The organism is Empedobacter sp. UBA5924 (genome assembly GCF_002431085.1).
GTDB classification, from domain to species: Bacteria; Bacteroidota; Bacteroidia; order Flavobacteriales; family Weeksellaceae; genus Empedobacter; species Empedobacter falsenii_B.
This window is the reverse complement of sequence record NZ_DJDM01000033.1, coordinates 1-18,518: the sequence shown is the minus strand read 5'-3', so window position 1 is coordinate 18,518 and position 18,518 is coordinate 1. Positions and strand designations below refer to the sequence as shown.

Sequence of the window (18,518 nt, the reverse complement as noted above, 5' to 3'; positions counted from 1 at the left end):
TTTCATTTCAAAATAGTTAATAAAATTGAATCATTTCAAATAATATTATTTGTAAGAAATGATTTATAGATCTGATTATAAATGATTAACTTTATTTAAATTAAAATCATAAAATTATGTCAAGTTTAAAAGATAAAGTTGCGATTGTAACTGGAGCTAGCTCTGGAATTGGGAAAGCTGTTGCTGAATTATATGCCAAAGAGGGTGCGAAAGTTGTGGTTTCGGATATTAATGAAGAAGGTGGAAATGAAGTAGTAGAAATTATCAAAAAGAATGGAGGAGAAGCGATATTTTTCAAAGCTGATACTTCTTCGCCAGAAGATAATGAAGCATTAGTAAATAAAACGCTTGAAGTTTATGGAAAACTTGATATAGCTTGTAACAATGCTGGAATTGGTGGTCCTGCTGAGCTGACTGAAAATTATCCACTAGATGGTTGGAAAAAAGTAATAGATATCAATTTTAATGGTGTTTTTTACGGATGTAAATATCAATTACAAGCAATGGAAAAGAATGGAGGAGGTTCTATTGTTAATATGGCTTCTATTCATGGTACTGTCGCTGCGCCAATGAGTTCGGCTTATACTTCTGCAAAGCATGGAGTTGTAGGTTTGACGAAAAACATTGGAGCGGAATACGGACCAAAAAATATTCGTTGTAATGCAGTTGGACCAGGTTATATTATGACGCCTTTGTTGTCGAATAATTTGAGTGCAGATCATTTAGAATTGCTTGTTACAAAACATCCAATGGGTCGTTTGGGACAGCCAGAAGAAGTTGCGGAGTTGGTTTTATTCTTAAGTTCGGACAAAGCATCCTTTATGACAGGTGGTTATTACCTTGTTGATGGAGGATATACAGCGGTTTAAAATATTTTTGATCGAATCTTTAAGATTAAATGGTTTTCTATAATTTAATCCTTAATTTTGCCTGAACGAAATACAAACAAACAATGAAATTTTTTATCGATACAGCTAACTTAGCTGACATTAAAGAAGCCCAAGATTTAGGAGTTTTAGATGGTGTAACAACAAATCCATCTTTAATGGCAAAAGAAGGAATTACAGGTCAAGAAAATATTTTGAATCACTACAAAGCAATTTGCGAATTAGTTGACGGAGATGTTTCTGCTGAGGTAATTTCTACTGATTTCGAAGGAATGGTAAAAGAAGGTGAAGCTTTAGCAGCTTTAAATCCTCAAATCGTAGTTAAAATTCCTATGACGAAAGATGGTGTAAAAGCGTGTAAATACTTTTCTACAAAAGGAATCAGAACTAACGTTACTTTAGTTTTCTCTGTAGGACAAGCATTATTAGCTGCAAAAGCTGGTGCAACTTACGTTTCTCCATTCATCGGACGTTTAGACGATATTTCGACAGATGGTTTAAACTTAATCGAAGAAATTCGTTTGGTTTATGATAACTATTTGTACGAAACTCAAATTTTAGCAGCTTCAGTTCGTAATACAATGCATATTGTTAATTGTGCAAAAATTGGTGCTGATGTTATGACAGGACCTTTATCATCAATCTTAGGATTGTTAAAACACCCATTAACAGATTCTGGATTAGCACAATTCTTAGCTGATTACGCTAAAGGAAGTCAATAAATTGAATAGAATTTTCTATATATGAGTCGCTTAATTTTAAGCGACTTTTTTTATGAATTTATATTAATGAAAAGCTTTTAATTATCAAGTTGATAAAAATAGTGTTAATAAATAAAAAAAGATGTTTTATTATGAATAATATAAAATTATTAATTGTAAATTGATAAAAGTATTAGAAACTAAAATATTTTTTATTAGTATGTTAAAAACATTTATTTTATTATCAGTCACGCTTGGTATCCCTTTTGTATTAATCATGTTTCTTTATGGAAGCACATTTTTTAAGAAAAATATCAATAATGACTAATAATTTTTTCCATTTACTAAATTAAAAAATCCTTCACTTGTATGAGCGAAGGATTTTTTTATGATGGTTTGATTAATGATTATTTTATTACAACTCTTTTGTTGATTTCCATTTGTTTTCCAACAACTTTGATGATATAAATACCTGGGTTTTTGAAATTAACTTCAACTTCTTTTTGATTTGACGAATTTGAAACTTCATTAATTAATTGTCCATTGAAATTAAAAACAGAAACTTTCTGAATTGATTTCGAATTATTTTCAAGTTTAATTTTAATCGAACGATTTGTTACATTGTAAACTGAAATATCATCACGCTTTTGATATTCGAAATCTCCAGTTCCTAAATTCGAACCCCAAATTTTTTCTGCATATTCAGGATGATCAATAAATGGGTTTCTGTTTTTTTGGTATCTGTAGACTAAATTATTAATATCTTTTTCACGATCAGAAACAGGATCATTTAAATGCCAAGTCATTAATATTTTCAAGAAAGTATCTGTAAAAACTTTATCTTTTGTTTTATTAAACATAGCATAAGACCAACTCTGAATACCATTTTCTTGATAACGAGTAGCAAAATAAAAATAAGCACGAGCTATATCACCTTTAAACTCATCAATTGGTTCGAAAACTGTTCCAGAAAATCCCGCAGAGTATCCAGAGTTTTTATTACTTCCTAATTTAGAGCCATTTAAAGAAGTGTATGTTGCACTTTCAACAACTCCATAAGGAAAATTATCTCTTTTATTATTAACATAACCATCAGTTGGCCAGATATGGAATGCATCTGCAACCATAGGAGAGTTTTTATTAAAAACACTTTGAGGAATAATATGCTCTCTGTTGTAGCAGTCTCCTTCATTTTTATAACCAGAACTGCCACATTGATCTGAAGATTTTATAAAATTATAAGGATCAATTTTTTTCGGTATCTCTGAATAAATATCATAAATAGAATTATCTTTTTCATCATATTTATCTAAAAAACCATTATCAGAATCTGTTCTATTATAAAGCGTCCATAATCCTCCATACGTTAAATCTGTGTGGTTTTTTATTATTTCATATAGCTGTGTTTTTAAGGTAAAGCTGCTACCAGTTGCATTTTCGTAATAGTTACTTGGAGCTTGAGCTGAGGCTAAAATACTTACTGTAAATATGGATAAAGTGTATAAGATTTTTTTCATAAACAATTTAGTTAAAAAAAGCTGTGATTTTCACAGCTTTTATTTTGTATAAATTTATGAAATTTAAAGTTTACTAATTGTTAAATTACTTACTGTAATTTTGATAAATCACCAATGAATCTTGAATTTGTTTATTTAATAATTTATATAAATCTGGTTGATTTAATGAAACTCCAGCTATCGATTTCAATTTTTTCTGAAAATTCTTAGAACCTGACAAAAATTTTGCTCGATAAGAATCTTTATCCATGACTTTTTTGGCTTGTAAATCTTTAAAATCTTTTCTGATTTTTCGTGCATATAATTCAGATAAGTCAAATTGCAACTGCATTTCTTTTAAAATTTCTGCATGTTGCATAGATAGCCACGAATTACTTTCATCAAATTTATTGGTAACCCAAAGTTCAGGAAGTTCTCCAGTAGATTCTGCAATTTGCCAACCTAATTTTGAATCTAAAAATCCTTGAGGAACCTTTGTTTGAATAGGTTTCTTTTTAAAGTTTTCGTAATTAAGTTTCATATCTTTTTTCCATTCAATTACAGATTGAGCCTGAAGAGAATGAGAAGTGAAAAGAGTAATTATAATAAAAAAAAATATTGATTTATTCATCAGATAATCAAGGTGTTGATTTTAAATATTTTCTAACAAATCAAGTCTCATGCCATGAGAACCTTTTATCAAAATATTTCGAGTTTTGATTGGATTTTCTTTTAAACATTCTTCAAATGCAACGCGGTTTTCAAATTTTTGTACTTTCGGATTATTCGTAATTGTTTCACCAAAATTATGTCCTAGAATATAAATTTGATCAAAATCTAAACTTTCAGCTAAATCTAAAATACGTTGATGCTCAGCTTTGGATTCTTCTCCAAGCTCAAACATATCACCAATAATAATTGTTTTAGAACCTTCAAATTTTGCAAAATTATTTAACGAAGCTTCCATACTACTTGGGTTTGCGTTGTACGCATCCATCACAATTTTGTAATTTTCTTTATTGATAATTTGTGAACGATTATTTGATGGAAAATAATTTTCGATTCCGTTTTGAATAGATTTAGCGTCAATCCCGAAATGTTGTCCAATTGCAATTGCACACGAAATATTGCTAAAATTATAGTTTCCTGTTAAATGTGATTGAATTTCTAAATCTTGGTATTTAACCGCCAAATATTCAGTTTCATTTTCTATCAATTCGATTTGAACATTAGCATTATGTTGATCAGAAAATGTAATTCGATTAATATCCTCAGTTTTTTCAACTTGAATTGGATCATTAAAATTAACAAAAGCAGTTCTGTTACTTGCTCTCAAAAAATCATATAACTCAGATTTACCTTTAATCACACCTTTAATTCCTCCGAAACCTTCTAAATGAGCTTTACCAAAATTAGTGATATATCCAAAATCTGGTTGAGAAATAGAAGCTAATAACTCGATTTCTTTTTGATGATTCGCACCCATTTCGATCACAGCCATTTCTGTATCTTCTGGAATAGATAGTATAGTTAAAGGAACCCCAATGTGATTATTCAGATTTCCGAAAGTATAATGCGTTTTGAATTTCTCTTTTAAAACAGCTGAAATCAATTCTTTTGTCGTTGTTTTCCCATTAGAACCAGTCAATCCAATAAATGGTATTTTAAGATAATTACGATAAGTTCTCGCTAAATCTTGTAAAGTTTCTAAAGCATCATTAACCAAAAAAATATTTTGAGATGTATTTTCAAATTCTTTCTCGTCAACAATTGCCATTGCAGCTCCTTGATTGATCGCTTCTTGAGCGAAAGTATTTCCATTAAAATTAGCTCCTTTTAAAGCAAAAAAGATACAATTTTGTGAGATGTTGCGTGTATCAGTCGTAACGATTTTCGATTTAAGAAATTGATCGAATATTTCTGTTGTATTCATGTTATCTAAATAAAATAGATGAGATTCTGTTTTAAAAAAAATAGAAAGAAATTATTCTTTTTATTTCGTACAAATATAAAATTTTATGATTCTATTTTTGACATTTAACGAAGTAATTTACGATAATTGCAAATAAATTAGATGAGATTAATCTTGGTAGCACAAGTTTCTCTATTTTATTTATTATATTAAAAAAATATCTCTAGGACTTTGATAAAAGTATGAAAATAAAAGAAATTACCATTAACGAATTAGAAACTGAACGATTGATTCTTGTTCCTTTTACGATTGATATTTGTGAAAATATGCTGTATAATGATTTTAATATGTTGTATGACAAAGGTTTTGTAAAAAGCAAAGACTGGCCGGATAAAGATATGATGGATACAGTGCCTAAAATTATTCAGAAATTATTAATTCATAATTACGTGACAGGCTTCGAATCCTGGATGATTATAAGAAAGGATACGAAAGAAATAATAGGTTATGTAGGATTTAAAGGGTATAATGCGGAGGAACAAAGTGTAGACATTGGTTATGGAATCATCCGTAAAGAAAGAAGAAAAGGATTTGCAGAAGAGGCGTGTAGAGGTCTTATAAAATGGGCATTTTCTCAAGAAATAGTAAAAGAAATAACAGCCAAATCTTTTTCAGATAATGTCAAATCGATTAATTTATTGAAAAAGCTTGGTTTTGAAAAGATTTTTGAATACAAAGAATTTGTGTATTGGTCATTGATCCAATCTTGAGAACAGAAAGAATTTAATTAACAAATAAAAACTCGATACTATAGTACCGAGTTTTTTTTTATTAAGAAAGATTTTTATCCTCTACGTTTACGTTTTGATTCGAAACTACCAGAGTATTCTTGTGCCACACGGAAACCAATCCAGTTTGTTGCACTTGCTTGGTGTAAGTAACGTCTTTGTCCTGGATCTATCCAGTAAATAGGGTCTTTCCAAGAACCACCTTTTACAACACGTGTTTCATCAGAGATGTCAGAAGTACGTTTAGAAGAATCTTTTTCTAAGATTACTCGACCTTTTTCATCTACTCTAAATTTACGTTGAGGAGCGTTGTACATGTCTTCTGTTGCTTGATCAGCAGATTTACCTTCCTCAGTACGTGGTGATAAAGAAGAATTAGGGTCACCATCACGATAATTTGTTAAATCGTATTCTATTTGTTTTTTGTAAGCGCCTGGTAATCCTCTATAAACTAAACGTCCGTTGTCTAATGTATCATATTCAACATTTGTTTCGTCATATTTTTCAAAACCACCTGCGCCATTGTCAATTTTTGTTTTTAAAATATTTCCACGGTAGTAGTTGAAATCGTTTGCTTCTTCATCAATAATTGGACGATAAACATCAGAAACCCATTCAGCAACGTTTCCTAACATTCCGTAAAGACCAAAATCATTTGATGGATATTTACGCACATCACTTGTAATTGCAGAACCATCGTTTCCAAATCCTCCAATACCAGAGTAATCTCCACGTCCTTGTTTGAAGTTGTCTAAATATTGTCCTCTTTGAGCTCCTTTTGTAACTCTCAAGTTATTTTGAGCAACATCTTTTCCTTTGTATTCGTTGTATTCACGATTTCCAGGTAAAGCTAATGCTGCATATTCCCATTCAGCTTCTGTAGGTAAACGGAAGGGTTGTACTTCATCTGAACCAGTTGCACGATTTGCTTTTAAGATACGTGTATTTTGCGTTTTAATTTGATTCGCTTTCATAATTTTAGTCGAATCAATCGCTTCGTTTACATTTGTATCGCCTAACTTATATTGTTCAGCACTAAATGTTTTATTTCCGTAATTATACTCCTCGTTATTGTAATAATCTTTTGATAAGATTCCTTTGTTCATTAAAGATTTTTCAAGAGCACGGTCTGTTAACCAATCACAATAGTTAACGGCTTGTAACCAAGAAATACCAACTACTGGGTAATAGCTGAATTCTGGAGAAAATAAATAATTTTCTGTAGAGAAATCATCACGAGATAATTGATTGTTAAAAACCGTTTCATCTGGTAATGCTCCATTATAAATATCCTTGTATTGCGTGTCTTCTGGTGGGAAAACAACTTTCAACCAAGTTAAATATTCTCTATATTCGTAGTTTGTAACCTCAGTTTCACCCATAAAGAAAGATTTTACTTGCATACGAACAGGAGAATTATTCCAATCGTGTAACACGTCGTCTTTCGTAATTCCCATCGTAAAAGATCCACCTTCGATGAAAACCATTCCAGGCCAAGCTTTGATGTTTTCTTTCTTTTTACCTGAAAAAAACCAACCTTTACTATCGTTTGGTTTCCATCCTGTACGGCTTGTGAAATTTTTTGTTCCACCTCCTTTTTTCTTTCCTGAACTGCTTGCACAACCCATGAACACACTCATAGTTACAGCTGCAAGGGCAAGAGAAAAAATACGTCCTTTATTCATTTTCATAGAATATTTCTGGTTTTCGAAAATTAAATTTAATGCAAATAAAAGCATTTGACATTAATCTTACAACGAAAAAATGCTTTATTTCTTGTATCAAACGTAAGAATTATTTTTTTATTTTACGATTGAAAATATATTTGTCAAAATAGCGTTATTCAGACATGAAGAAATATTTTATTTTAGTTGCAACTTTGCTTCAATTTCCTCAATTATTTAGTCAAAATTACAAAATAAATTGGGAGAATAATCAAACAATTTCTTTAACGAATGGAAATAAGGTAAATGTGCCGTTTTTTTCGAATAAAGATAATTATTTTGTTGGAGGATATTTTCTTCCAGAATTTGTCGTTGAGTTAAATTCTACAAATCAAGAAGTTGAATTATCAAATGTGCAATTTAGAGAAGTACAGGATGAATTGGCCGATTTGAATACGTCTTCGATTACAGATAAAATTAATTTTTCTTCATATAATATTATTGATAAAAATGGTCAGCAAAAACTAATTTTTAAAGTTGTACCATTTGTCAAACAAAATGATAAGATTTTAAAAATAGAATCTTTCTCAATTGTACCGAAATCAATTCAATCTCGAAAAACATCTTCTCGAAAATTAATTGATAATTCGACTACAAGTGTTTTGAAAACGGGAGATTGGTACAAAATAAAAGTCTCGAAAGATGGAGTTTTTAAATTAGATAAAAGTTTCTTTACTAAAAATGGAATTCCGACCAATTTTAACCCAAAATCGCTAAAAATCTATGGAAATGGAGAAGGGCGTTTGATGGAGAATTTAACGGAAGATAGAACTGGAGCTTTGAATGAAATTCCAATAAAATTTGTTGGAGGTGAAGATGGAAGTTTTGATAGTAATGATTACGCGTTGTTTTATGCGAAAGGTCCGCATCAGTGGTACAGAAATAATACGACAACGTTGAAAGATGCAAAAGTTCGCTATAATTTGTATGATGATTTTGCTTATTATTTTATCAGTTTTAATGGAGAAGATGGCAAAAGAGTAGGAGAACAGGCGCTTACAGCAAGTCCTATAAAAACTTTTTCTACTTTTGATAATTTACAATTTCATGAAAAAGATTCGATTAACTTAAATGGTCTTGGGCAAATTTGGGTTGGAGAAAATATTGGTTTAAATGGAGGTTTCAAGAAAACGTTCAAAGCGAATGCTGTAAATGGTGGAGAAGCATATTTGCGTTATGCGGTGGTTGGAAAAAATGCAAACAATACATCATATAGCGTTAATTTAAATGGACAAACTTTTACTCATTCTTTAGGAAACTCTTTATTTGATAGAAATATTCAAGATAAAACAGTTTCATTAGGTTCAAATTCTATCGATATTGCGGTTTCTTCTAGCGGAACCAATCCTTCTGGATTAGCTTATTTGGATTATTTACAATTGCGTTTCAAAGATGGTTTAACATATAGCAATGAGCAATTCACTTTTCAGTTTTTAGAAGATATTAATAATGGAAGTGTGAATGCTTTTTCATTGAATAATGCTGCAAATGTTTCTGTTTGGAATGTTTCTGATATTCATTTAATTTCTTCAATTGTTCCGCAAAGTAATTTGTATAAGTTTAGCACAAATCATCTGAATCAGTTTGTCGCATTCAAGGATGAAAATGCTTTTACAGATGCAAAATATGTAGGGAAAGTAGCAAATCAAGATATTCGTAGTTTAACCGATATTAATTATATAATTGTCACGCATCCAAAATATTTGGATCAAGCTACTCGCTTGGCGAATTTTAGAAAAGAACATGATAAGATAAATGTTGCAGTTGTAACAACGGAACAAGTTTACAACGATTTTTCTTCTGGAAGTCAAGATCCTATTGCGATTCGTGATTTCTTTAAATTCTTAAAAGATAGATCAAGTCCAAATTTAGAATATGGTGTTTTGTTTGGAGCAACAACCTATGATCCAAAAAATAGAGTAAAGGATTTTACAAATTATCTTCCAACTTTTACAGACGAACCTTCTCTTGATATTGATGGTGCGATTGCAACGGATGATTATTTTGCAATGTTAAATGATAATGTAAAAATGTTATCGAATAGCGTAGACGGAATTTATAGTTACGATGCCAATTGGTTTGAAATAGCTGTAGGACGAATTTCTGCTTCTAATTCTACTGAGGCAAAGATTTTGGTTGATAAAATAGTTTCATATTACGATAAAGTTCAAGGAAAAGGGACTTCCTATGGCGATTGGCGAACAAAAATTGTTGCAGTTACTGATAATGATAATAATGTAAATACTCCAGGCTTAAATGCCAAAATTGATACTGAATTTTCTAAACCTGAGAATCAAATTTATACGATTAATAAAATATATTCGGGAGCTCATCAACCTGAAAGTACTTCTGCCGGAGTTAGATATCCAACCGTAAATCAAGCAATTTTGAATGGAATCGAGTTAGGTTCAAACTTCTTGATGTATTACGGTCATGGAGGTCCTCGTAGTTGGGCACAAGAGCGAATTATTACAGCAGAAGAATTAACAAATTTATCCAATTTTAATGCAGCTTATTCACGTTTACCTATCGTAACAACTGTGACTTGTGATTTTACAATTTGGGATTTACCGCAATATAATTCTGCCGGAGAAGCTATGTTGAAAAACGCAAATGGAGGAGCCTTGTCTATGATAACAACCAATCGTCCAATTGGAACAGGTTACGGAGATTCGATGAATAATTTTTTGATCGAACAGTTTTTCAAGAAAGTTGGAATAGAAAATCAAACAATTGGTAAAGCGCTTAATGAAGCAAAATTAAATTATTCTCCAAAACATCAAAATAACAAAAGTGTAAGTATTCTTGGAGATCCGATGTTAGTAATTCATCGTCCACAACAAGATATTGAAATATTAAGCATCAAAAATAAAAAAGATGTAGATGCCCTTGCTGGTGGTAAAATGCAAGCATTAGATTTTATAACGATTACAGGTAAAGTAAATCAATTATCTAATACTTCAATTGATAATAGTTTCAATGGGAAAATTGCGATTAGTTTGTATGAAAAACCTGAAACGAAAACCATTTTATCGGAGTCTGATTGGGCTGGAAAAACTTTCGAAACAGAAAATAAAACAATTTATAAAGGAATAGGAAAAGTAGAAAAAGGTGAATTTACGATTCAATTTTATGTTCCGAAAGATATTAATTATGAATTAGGAAATCGTAAAATAAAATTTTATGCTTGGGATGAGAAAGATGGTAAAGACGCATCGACTTTAAAAACAATTACGATTGAAGGAATTAACGAAGAAGGATTGAATGATGATGAACGTCCGCAAGGAAAATTATATATGAATAACCTTCATTTTGCGAATGGAGGAATTACAGATCGTTCGCCTTATTTGGTTGGTTGTTTAACTGATAATTCAGGTATTAATGCAACTGGATCGAGTATTGGACACGATATTGTTGCAACGCTTGATGGAAAAGTGCAAGATGCTTATGTGTTGAATGAATATTATGATGGAGGTGATGCAAACCCATGTATCAATAAGAATTTTGAAGATTATCAGAAAGGACAAGTAATGTATCAATTGAAAAATCTTGAACTTGGTCAACATACTGTGAATTTAAAATTTTGGGATATCAACAATAATTCGAATACTGTAACGTTAGACTTTGTAGTAATGGAAAATGGAACAGGACAATTACATATTGATAAATTGTTAAACTGGCCAAATCCATTTACAAAGAATACGTTTTTCCATTTTGAACATAATTGTGATTCTGAGTTAGATGTAATGGTTCAGATATTTACAATTTCAGGAAAATTAGTCAAAACGATTCGTAAAACTGTTTCAGCAGAACCTTTTAGAGAAGGATATCGAACAGGTAAATATGCGATAGAATGGGATGGTTTGGATGATTTTGGCGATAAAATAGGAAAAGGTGTTTATATTTACAAGGTCAATGTGAAAGGTGTTGATGATACGGTTTGTAAAGGATCAGCCACCGCAGTTGAAAAACTTGTCATATTAAAATAATAAACAAAAAGAAAAAATATAATCAATAATATAACGAATGAAAAAAATTACAGCAAGTTTATTGATTTTAGCATCAGGATTTACTTTTGCTCAAAATAAAGATGAAGTTAATAATCCGATAATGACAGGAGCTCCATTTTTAAGAATTTCTCCAGATGCACGTGCAGGTGGTTTGGGAGATCAAGGAGTTGCAACTTCTGCGGATAATTATTCTCAATTTTGGAATGCGGCAAAGTATTCTTTTGCTCCTGATTATTCAGGTGTAGCCTTTTCATATACACCTTATATGGGATCTTTGGTGAATGATGTATTTTTATTGAATGCTACTTATTATACGTTTTTAGGTCAAGATGAACGTAGTACATTAGGAGCAAGTATCTATTATTTCAATATGGGCGAAATTCAGTTAAATAGACTTGGAGCAGGCGGTATTGATGGAAGCGATATAATTAATGACGGAGTAGCCAAACCAAATGAATTCTCAATCGATTTATCATATGGTTTACGTTTAACAGATAATTACTCGATGGCGGTGACAGGTCGTTTCATTCGTTCAGATTTATTCAATGGAGTAAGTGATGGTACAGTTCAACCAGCAAACACTTTTGCTGTAGATATTGCTGGATATTATCAATCAGAAACAATGAATACAAATAATTTTGAAGGAAAATTACGTGGAGGTTTCCAAATCTCTAATATTGGTCCAAAATTAGATTATTCAAACTCAGAAGATAATGCATCATATTTACCAACAACATTACGTTTAGGTGTTGGATATGATTTCAAATTTGATGATTACAATAAAGTTGGTATTACAACAGAATTTTCTAAATTGTTAGTTCCTACACCTCAATATGAATATGATGAAGAAGGGAATGTAACGAATCGTTATATACCTAATAAAGGTGTAATGTCTGGAATTTTCAGTTCATTTGGAGATGCTCCAGGGGGAGGAAAAGAGGAGTTAAAAGAAATTATGTATTCTGTTGGTGCAGAGTACTCTTATAATGATGCTTTGTTTATCCGTGCCGGTTATTTTCACGAAAGTCCAATGAAAGGTGATCGTCAACATTTGACATTAGGTTTAGGGCTAAAATACAATGCGTTTGCTTTTAATGCTTCTTACTTAATTCCAATGTCAGATACAAACAATGCTTTAGAAAACACATTACGTTTCGGTATTGCTTGGAATTTTGGAGGAGAAACACAAAATAGTTACGATTACTAGAAATCGTTAAGATTAAGTTATAATTGGCTAACCTTTTGGTTAGCCTTTTTTTATTTATTAACTTAAATCAAGTTTTAAATTAATAGTTAAAACTAATTTTACATCAATTAAAAAACTAAACTAATTATGTCTAACGTTGGATTAATTTTAGAAGAAAAAGCTGCTGATATAGGAAATTTTTTGGTGGGTAGATTATTACCATTTCGTCAAAAAAGACATGTCGGACCATTTGTATTTATCGATCATATGGGACCAACAAAAATGAAAGATTATCAAAATCTTGATGTAGGACCGCACCCACATATTGGTTTATCAACTTTGACTTATTTATTTGAAGGAGCGATTATGCATCGCGATAGTTTAGGAACTGAATTAGAAATTCAGCCTGGAGCTGTGAATTGGATGACTGCTGGTAAAGGTGTTGTGCATTCTGAGCGAACTCCAGAATATCTACGTACAACAGAAAAAACATTACATGGTTTACAAATTTGGGTGGCTTTGCCAAAAGAATTAGAAAATATGGAGCCGAGTTTTGTTCATATTGAAGCAGATAAATTACCAAATTGGTCGGACGAAAATGCTGATTATAGATTGATTGCTGGTAAGTTTGGTGAACATACTTCTGGCGTACCTGTTTATTCTCCTTTATATTTTATTGAAATTAAAGCTAAAAATGATTTCAAAGTTTCTTTAGGTAAGGATTTGTATGGAGAATCTGCTTTGTATGTATTAGAAGGTTCTATCAAAGATGGAGGAGAAACGTATGGAACAAAACAATTATTAGTAGCGAAAGAAGCTACTTTGTGTGAGTTTGAAATTGCGGCTGGTTCTACCGTTTATATTTTTGGAGGTGAAGAATTACCAGAAGAACATTTTATCTTTTGGAATTTTGTAAGTTCTTCAAGAGAAACGATTGAAACGGCGAAGGAAAATTGGATTAATCATCGTTTTCCTAAAGTTCCTGGTGATGACGATTATGTTCCGATTCCGCAAGCGCAACAAAAAACTAAAGTAAAAGAAAACGAAAAATAAATTGATAATGAGTGATATTAATGTAACGTCAACTTCGACAGATAAAAACTATATTTCGAATATTAAAGCAGGAAAACACGAATTTAATGTAGATGAACCTTTAGATAAAGGAGGTTTGGATACGGCTGCAAAACCAAGCGAATTATTGGGAGCTGCATTAGCTTCTTGTACTTCGATTACTTTGCAAATGTATATGAATCACAAAGAATTTGCTTACAAAAAAGTTGAGGTAGATGTCAATTTTGATATGATTACAACTGAGCCAATCACTTTTCAACGTCATGTTATCATAGAAGGCGATTTCGATGAGAAACAACAAACAAGATTACTAAAAGTTGCAAATTCTTGTCCTGTGCACAAAGTATTAGAAAAAGGTCACGAGATAGAAACAACGATAGAGTTTATTTAATAAAAAAAACCACTTCAGATGAAGTGGATTTTTTTATCTTAATATTTTATCTAGCTAATCCTGGTTGGATATCCCGAAATTCCTTCAATAACAATTTTCGGATTACGTTTCAATAAAACAATTAATTGTCTTAATTTTTCTGCATTATAATCTTCATTAAACATATCATCGTGCATTAAAATTACCAAATGATTTTTTTCGAATGTTTTATTTTGATCCAAACGATGTACAATTCCTTCATAAATTTTTTCAGGTGAAGAAAGCTGATGTGTTGCAGATTTTTTTCCACTTCTTTCCCATTCATAATCCCAGCCATAGATATAGTATTGATTTTTAGCCAATAAATCAGCTGCTGGAATTGCATTTTTTACTGGATCGTCTTTTTTGCGTTTGTTCAAACGCCATGTATTACGTGCAGGTAAACGAACCCAACGAGAATGTATGTCTAATACCACCTCATTTTTGCGAATATCTTCATAAACATTTTCTGGAACACTGTAAAAAGCTTTGTATTTGTTACGCGCATGCGAAAAAGTATGGTTAGCAATTTCTACATTTGGATTAGCTTTATAATCTTCTACATGTTGTTTCAAATCTTTCGTAAAAGCATTAAAACCAACTAAGAAAACCGTTCCTTTTACATTTTCTTCGGTTAATATTTTATTGATATTTTTACTTCCTTTATATGGACCATCGTCAAAAGTTAGGTAAACATATTGTTTTGTCGAATCAATAGGATTTTGCTTTTCTTCTTTTGCAATAGTATCTAATTGCAAAGTAGATGAGTCAATTTTTACTGTATAAATAGAATCAACATCATTCTGCAAAATTTCTTTTGGCTCAGAAGAAGTTGTTGTTTGATTTTGAATAGGATTATTTTCGTTTTTACAAGAAAAAACAAAAAGTAAAGTTCCAATTGCAAGAAAGCTTTTTAGATGTTTGTTGATAGCTAACATTGATTGTTTAGGTTTTGTGCGAAATTAATAATTTAATCTGATTTGAAATGTTAAATGATTGATGTTATTTGTCAGATTATTAAGTGTTTACGGTTTTTAATTGTTGTAAATATTGCTTAATAACTTGAATTACACCATCTTCATCATTAGAAGGCGCTTTAAAATTCGCTACTTCTTTTACATTTTGATGCGCATTTTCCATTGCAAAACTATATTTTGCCAAGTGTAACATCTCCAAATCATTCATAAAATCGCCAAAAACAATGATTTCTTCAGAAGAAATATCCAATTTATTCATCAAAGCTTGTAATGCAACTCCTTTGTTCGATTTTTTATTCATAACATCTAACCAAACTTCGCCAGAAACCACAACTTTTAATCCATATTTTTCAAAATCAACTAATTTTGGAAATACATTAAATTCTGTTCCACCAACGTGATTTACTGCAATTTTAATGAATTGTTCATTTTCGATTTTATTTAAATCATCAACCCAAATATTTTTATCGTAATAATTTTTAAAATATTCTAAAAAAGTTTCATCTTTCGATTCCACATAAGCGGCATTTTTGCCAGCCAAAACAATATTTGCACCTTCTATTTTACGTACTTCTTCTACGATTTCTTTTACAACAGACCAATCCAATTCGTCAATAAAAACTTCCTCACCTTTGTAGGTAACATAAGTTCCGTTTTCAGCAATAATTGCCAATTCATCTTTTATATTTTCAAAATATGAAATGATACTATAATATTGACGACCACTTGCAGGTACAAATGTGATGTTGTTTTCTTTTAATTCTTCGTAAATTTTATTGAATTCTGGACTTAACGAATGATTAGAACGTAACAGAGTTCCGTCCATATCTGTCACGATTAATTTTATATTTTGCATTGATTTTTCTTAAATAAAAAGGTCTCATAATTGAGACCTCAAAGTTAGTTATAAATTTTTGGTTTGTTCTTCTTCGTTGTTCACGTGCTTAGAATTTTATAAAAAAATAAGAAAATTGTTCAATAGTGTAACTTTTTCTCCATGATATTATCGAGTAGTTTAAGTATTATTCAATATAAGTTTGTGTAGAGGAGTGACAAAAAAGAAGTTAATGTAAAGAAACACCTAAAAAAGCTAATCAAAAAGAGTATAAACCACAATTTTATGCGTTCAAAAAATATAGAAAAAGAATCGAAACCTTATTCTCTCAGCTCTGTGATCAGTTTATGATTAGACCGAAATTGTGCCAAAACTTTCGGTGGTTTTAAAACCATAATTTTAGCCAAAATTACAACTTTAACCACTATTCAATATCTAAATAATTTATGTTTAATAGAAATAGAAATAGTAATAAGCTAAAAATTAATCTTGTCGAATAATGCTCGATGGGTATTAAATAATGTTTGTTTACATGTTATAATGTTATTTTATAATTTATGAACCCGTTTTAATTTTATCAATAAACCTGTCATTTCGAGTGGAATTCTGAAAGAATTTTGTATCGAGAAAAAGGTTTTTGAAGATAAAATTCTATTCTTGATACAATTTTTTTCAGCCTATCCTGAGTTTATCAAAGGGTTCAACAGGCTTTATAAGTCCTTTTTTTATTGGTCAATCTTAAAACATTCATTATTTAGTAGAATAACATTTGTTTCGTTTAGCTCTTTTCTATTTTGCCCTATAAAATTTTTTAATTTTTCGGCAGTGTCCACAAGTTCAAGGCAAACTGGATTTTTTTTAGATGGAATTTCTGAAATATTGAAACTTATCTTATCGTTGTCTAAATAACCAGCTTTTGCAATAAAAATATTGGCTTGTTCAATATTCATTTCTTTCGCTTTCTTTAAAAGTAATTGTCCCAAATTGTTGCTCCAAAGTCGTTGCCATAAAGATTGTCCTTTGACTGTTTGTCCGTAGCCAAAATAAATTCTCATTACGTTTATATTGTTTGTATTCATATTCACAATTTTAAAGTTCATTTAATCTTTTTCCTTCGTGGTTCGAAAATCTTTTGTGCTTTGGTTCGCCAACCATTTGTTTGTTGTAAATGCTGTTATGTCCTGAAACTAAATATGCAACTACACAAGCAATTGCAACATACACTCCGCAATCAGCACCAAAAAGTTCAATTGCCATAATGCTACAAGCTAATGGCGTATTCGTTGCTCCTGCAAAAACGGCAAAAAATCCCATTCCTGCTAAAAGTGCTGTTGGCAATGGAATGAAATAACTTAATGCGTTACCTAAAGTTGCCCCAATGAAAAACAGTGGAGTAACTTCTCCACCTTTAAAACTTGCTGCCAATGTGATGATGGTAAAAATCATTTTCAAGGCAAAATCATACATAGGTAATTGTTCTTCAAAGGACTGAACAATTGTAGGAATACCTAAGCCAATGTATTTTGTTGTGCCTATTGCCCAAACTGCAAGAGCAACAATAACACCGCCTATCAAAGGTCGGAAAGGTGGATACTCAATTTTTGATTTGAAAATAGAACTTGCCTTATGTATTGTTTTACTAAATGTTGCTGAGCATAATCCAAAAATAATTCCTGCAATGATTGCGTAAATGATATTTAAAAAAGAGATGTCGGGAACAAAATTGATGTAGTAATGAGTATGGTGTGTTTGCCAAAGTTTCGTAACTAAGTCTGCGAAAATAGCGGCTGCAAATGCGGGAAAAATAGCATCGTATTTTAATCGTCCGATTAAAAACACTTCTAAACCGAAAATTGCACCTGCCAATGGTGTACCAAATACAGACCCAAAACCTGCGGAAATGGCTGAAATGATTAAAATTTTTCGCTCGCTTTCAGAAAGTCGGAAAGGTTTACTGAATTGGTCGGCAATTGCACCCGCCATTTGTAGAGCTGTTCCCTCACGCCCTGCCGAACCACCGAATAAATGTGTTACCACGGTTCCGATATAAACAAACGGAGCCATACGGAAGGGAATAATTTGTTTAGGGTCGTGAATGGTATCAAGAAGTAAATTGTTTCCTGGTTTAATGTCTTTGCCCAAATAATAATAAAGTAAGCCAATGAAAAAACCACCAATAGGCAACAATGCAATTAACCATAAATGATTTTCCCGATAATTCGTAACCCAATCCAATGATTGAAGAAAACCTGCGGAAGCACTACCAACACAAAGTCCGATAAATAAGCAAATGAATGTCCATTTGAGGATGTAAGGAATAGTTGGATAACGTCTAAACAACGACCAAAGTTGTAAATTGATTTTTTTGCTGAATGATTTTTTTTGTTTTGTCTGCATAAACTACCTGATTAAATGTTAAACACTTAACTTAATCAGGCGTCATCAGCTTTTTTTATAGCGGTTGGGTAAGGAAGAACACCATTTCCTTTTTCGTCTGCTACTGTGGGTACGTCATATCCTCG

The 18,518-nt window shown here is 31.2% G+C and carries 15 protein-coding genes, 1 pseudogene and 1 riboswitch; of the genes and pseudogenes, 8 read left to right on the top strand and 8 right to left on the bottom strand.

Going from position 1 to position 18,518, the window contains the following annotated elements:
• Positions 1 to 116: 116 nt before the first annotated feature.
• Together B3792_RS09160 and fsa are read left to right on the top strand one after the other, a co-directional pair.
• Complete coding sequence (locus B3792_RS09160) at positions 117 to 869, top strand: SDR family NAD(P)-dependent oxidoreductase (RefSeq protein ID WP_125349843.1); 753 nt, start codon at positions 117 to 119, stop codon at positions 867 to 869.
• A gap of 83 nt (positions 870 to 952) precedes the next feature.
• Complete coding sequence (gene fsa / locus B3792_RS09155) at positions 953 to 1,609, top strand: fructose-6-phosphate aldolase (protein ID WP_291069429.1); 657 nt, start codon at positions 953 to 955, stop codon at positions 1,607 to 1,609.
• Between the two features lie 386 nt (positions 1,610 to 1,995).
• Here fsa and B3792_RS09150 read toward each other — a convergent pair whose 3' ends face one another.
• The 3 genes from B3792_RS09150 to B3792_RS09140 all read right to left on the bottom strand — a co-directional run bounded on the left by B3792_RS09150 (position 1,996) and on the right by B3792_RS09140 (position 5,017).
• Positions 1,996 to 3,105 (bottom strand): endonuclease, encoded by a 1,110-nt coding sequence (locus B3792_RS09150; protein ID WP_291052384.1) that lies wholly within the window; start codon positions 3,103 to 3,105, stop codon positions 1,996 to 1,998.
• 85 nt (positions 3,106 to 3,190) lie between these two features.
• Positions 3,191 to 3,625 carry a hypothetical protein gene (locus B3792_RS09145; RefSeq protein ID WP_291048915.1) on the bottom strand — a complete coding sequence of 145 codons (435 nt, stop codon included), beginning with the start codon at positions 3,623 to 3,625 and terminating at the stop codon, positions 3,191 to 3,193.
• Between the two features lie 111 nt (positions 3,626 to 3,736).
• Positions 3,737 to 5,017, bottom strand: coding sequence for a UDP-N-acetylmuramoyl-tripeptide--D-alanyl-D-alanine ligase (locus B3792_RS09140; RefSeq protein WP_291048912.1), 1,281 nt, complete (start codon positions 5,015 to 5,017; stop codon positions 3,737 to 3,739).
• 221 nt (positions 5,018 to 5,238) lie between these two features.
• On the opposite strand from B3792_RS09140, the gene B3792_RS09135 reads away from it, so the two are divergent.
• Positions 5,239 to 5,766, top strand: coding sequence for a GNAT family N-acetyltransferase (locus B3792_RS09135; RefSeq protein ID WP_291069427.1), 528 nt, complete (start codon positions 5,239 to 5,241; stop codon positions 5,764 to 5,766).
• A gap of 74 nt (positions 5,767 to 5,840) precedes the next feature.
• Here the strand turns inward: B3792_RS09135 and gldJ are convergent, their stop codons facing one another.
• Positions 5,841 to 7,469: a gliding motility lipoprotein GldJ gene (gldJ, locus tag B3792_RS09130; RefSeq protein WP_291048993.1), complete on the bottom strand. Its 1,629-nt coding sequence runs from the start codon at positions 7,467 to 7,469 to the stop codon at positions 5,841 to 5,843.
• Between the two features lie 164 nt (positions 7,470 to 7,633).
• On the opposite strand from gldJ, the gene porU reads away from it, so the two are divergent.
• From porU to B3792_RS09110, 4 genes are all read left to right on the top strand, one after another.
• The gene (gene porU / locus B3792_RS09125) at positions 7,634 to 11,497 is read left to right on the top strand and encodes a type IX secretion system sortase PorU (protein WP_291048908.1); all 3,864 of its coding nucleotides are present in this window, start codon (positions 7,634 to 7,636) and stop codon (positions 11,495 to 11,497) included.
• A 37-nt stretch (positions 11,498 to 11,534) separates the two neighbouring features.
• Positions 11,535 to 12,725, top strand: coding sequence for a type IX secretion system outer membrane channel protein PorV (gene porV, locus B3792_RS09120; RefSeq protein WP_286495786.1), 1,191 nt, complete (start codon positions 11,535 to 11,537; stop codon positions 12,723 to 12,725).
• 126 nt (positions 12,726 to 12,851) lie between these two features.
• Positions 12,852 to 13,757 carry a pirin family protein gene (locus B3792_RS09115; protein ID WP_291069425.1) on the top strand — a complete coding sequence of 302 codons (906 nt, stop codon included), beginning with the start codon at positions 12,852 to 12,854 and terminating at the stop codon, positions 13,755 to 13,757.
• Positions 13,758 to 13,764: 7 nt separating this feature from the next.
• Positions 13,765 to 14,166 (top strand): OsmC family protein, encoded by a 402-nt coding sequence (locus tag B3792_RS09110; RefSeq protein WP_221855955.1) that lies wholly within the window; start codon positions 13,765 to 13,767, stop codon positions 14,164 to 14,166.
• A 50-nt stretch (positions 14,167 to 14,216) separates the two neighbouring features.
• Here B3792_RS09110 and B3792_RS09105 read toward each other — a convergent pair whose 3' ends face one another.
• Both B3792_RS09105 and B3792_RS09100 read right to left on the bottom strand, forming a co-directional pair.
• A complete protein-coding gene (locus B3792_RS09105) occupies positions 14,217 to 15,122 on the bottom strand; it encodes a polysaccharide deacetylase family protein (protein ID WP_291069423.1) in 906 nt (301 codons plus the stop codon).
• A gap of 79 nt (positions 15,123 to 15,201) precedes the next feature.
• The gene (locus B3792_RS09100; protein WP_291069421.1) at positions 15,202 to 16,017 is read right to left on the bottom strand and encodes an HAD family hydrolase; all 816 of its coding nucleotides are present in this window, start codon (positions 16,015 to 16,017) and stop codon (positions 15,202 to 15,204) included.
• 218 nt (positions 16,018 to 16,235) lie between these two features.
• Here B3792_RS09100 and B3792_RS09095 point away from each other — a divergent pair.
• Positions 16,236 to 16,496, top strand: a pseudogene (locus B3792_RS09095) (transposase); the annotation flags it as partial.
• 225 nt (positions 16,497 to 16,721) lie between these two features.
• Here the strand turns inward: B3792_RS09095 and B3792_RS09090 are convergent.
• Together B3792_RS09090 and B3792_RS09085 are read right to left on the bottom strand one after the other, a co-directional pair.
• Positions 16,722 to 17,075, bottom strand: coding sequence for a DUF190 domain-containing protein (locus B3792_RS09090; protein ID WP_291048897.1), 354 nt, complete (start codon positions 17,073 to 17,075; stop codon positions 16,722 to 16,724).
• Between the two features lie 10 nt (positions 17,076 to 17,085).
• Entirely contained in the window at positions 17,086 to 18,393 is a 1,308-nt protein-coding gene (locus tag B3792_RS09085) for a voltage-gated chloride channel family protein (RefSeq protein WP_291069419.1), read from the bottom strand.
• Between the two features lie 29 nt (positions 18,394 to 18,422).
• A riboswitch (Fluoride riboswitch) is annotated at positions 18,423 to 18,491 on the bottom strand.
• Positions 18,492 to 18,518 lie beyond the last annotated feature (27 nt).